Source organism: Bartonella florencae, from assembly GCF_000312525.1.
Taxonomy (GTDB): Bacteria; Pseudomonadota; Alphaproteobacteria; order Rhizobiales; family Rhizobiaceae; genus Bartonella; species Bartonella florencae.
Genome location: NZ_HE997459.1, coordinates 3,527 through 4,675 on the forward strand (window position 1 = coordinate 3,527; position 1,149 = coordinate 4,675).

Sequence of the window (1,149 nt, forward strand, 5' to 3'; positions counted from 1 at the left end):
CAACAAATTGACTACTCCAAACCCGAAGCATTACTTGGTGTTTTGAATCACTTACAAAGTCAAATCGAACAGAAAGATCATGTGATTGCAGAATTGACTCCGAAAGCAGAGGCTTTGGATGGCTTAAAGCGCTCTGATGGGGCTATGTGTGGCATCTTATTGTTTTTTATTCACGAGTGGTTGTTCAAGGAGCTTTTTGAGATCTTCTGAATTCATTGCCAGTAGGTGATTTAATGTAACGGTAGTGCGGACAGAATCTTCTAAACGAGCAAGAATTTCACCCGTAAGGCTACGATGATTTGCTTCAGCAAGCTCTTCCAATTGATTTTTCAGTTCAATTGGAATGAGAAATTTAAATTGCACACGATCTTTTTTTGTCATGCACCTAAAATATACCTAAAATACACTTGACACAAGGTACCTTTATGGTACTAAATATGTGCATATGGAGGTAAAATGAAAACGATCCAATATAAAATAAATATGCCACATACATTAAAGGAGTGGTTGTTTAATCGGGCGACTGAGAATGATCGCTCTCTTTCATCTGAAATAATTAACATTCTCAAAAAAGAAAAAGCGCTAGAGCATAAGTCCGCAAAAACTCTCTCTAACGCTTTACATCTAACTAACCTGAAAGAGGTCAATTATAATGAATAATAGCACATACTTACCTATCAATAAAGACAAATTAATCAAATTACGAGAAGTCGAAAACGAGCCTCGTGTTCGCGATGTGGACTTAGCAGAAAAATTAGGGTTTGTTCGTACACGTGACGTTAGAAAATTAATTACAAGAAATATGCAAGAAATAGAACAGTTTGGGAGGTGCGCCACTGTGGCGCACGTAATAAAGGGCAATAACGTAACAGAATATTGGCTTAACGAAGAGCAGGCGTTATTGATTGCGACATTATCGAATACAGAAAAATCTTCTCAAGTCCGTTATATGCTTATTAAGTTATTTGTTGCATGGCGTAGGGGCGAGATAAAGCAATCCTATGTTCAATCGATCGACTACTCCAGTCCAGCAGTAATGCTTGGTGTCTTAACGCATTTAAAAGATGAAAACGAGCGGAAAGACAATATCATTGCTAAATTAGAACCAAAGGCAAAAGCTTTGGAGGGCTTAAAACGCTCTGATGGTTT

At 37.6% G+C, this 1,149-nt stretch carries 3 protein-coding genes and 1 pseudogene; 3 read left to right on the forward strand and 1 reads right to left on the reverse strand.

Annotated elements, in window-relative coordinates; translation table 11 throughout:
• Positions 1-210 (forward strand): annotated as a pseudogene (locus tag BN202_RS10100) (phage antirepressor Ant); the annotation flags it as partial.
• On the opposite strand, the gene BN202_RS08495 reads toward BN202_RS10100, so the two are convergent.
• Positions 157-381: an Arc family DNA-binding protein gene (locus BN202_RS08495; RefSeq protein ID WP_004859800.1), complete on the reverse strand. Its 225-nt coding sequence runs from the start codon at positions 379-381 to the stop codon at positions 157-159. The pseudogene BN202_RS10100 and the gene BN202_RS08495 overlap by 54 nt on opposite strands.
• A gap of 75 nt (positions 382-456) precedes the next feature.
• Here BN202_RS08495 and BN202_RS08500 point away from each other — a divergent pair, with 75 nt between their 5' ends.
• Positions 457-660: an Arc family DNA-binding protein gene (locus BN202_RS08500; protein WP_004859798.1), complete on the forward strand. Its 204-nt coding sequence runs from the start codon at positions 457-459 to the stop codon at positions 658-660.
• Positions 653-1,149 (forward strand): hypothetical protein (locus BN202_RS08505; protein ID WP_019220220.1); only part of this gene is annotated, 497 nt, incomplete at its 3' end. The genes BN202_RS08500 and BN202_RS08505, both read left to right, overlap by 8 nt.

What these genes read in the sequence shown, in the direction of transcription:
- BN202_RS08495 (WP_004859800.1), bottom strand. Translation starts at nt 381, where the DNA reads ATGACAAAAAAAGATCGTGTGCAATTTAAATTTCTCATTCCAATTGAA.
- BN202_RS08500 (WP_004859798.1), top strand. Translation starts at nt 457, where the DNA reads ATGAAAACGATCCAATATAAAATAAATATGCCACATACATTAAAGGAG.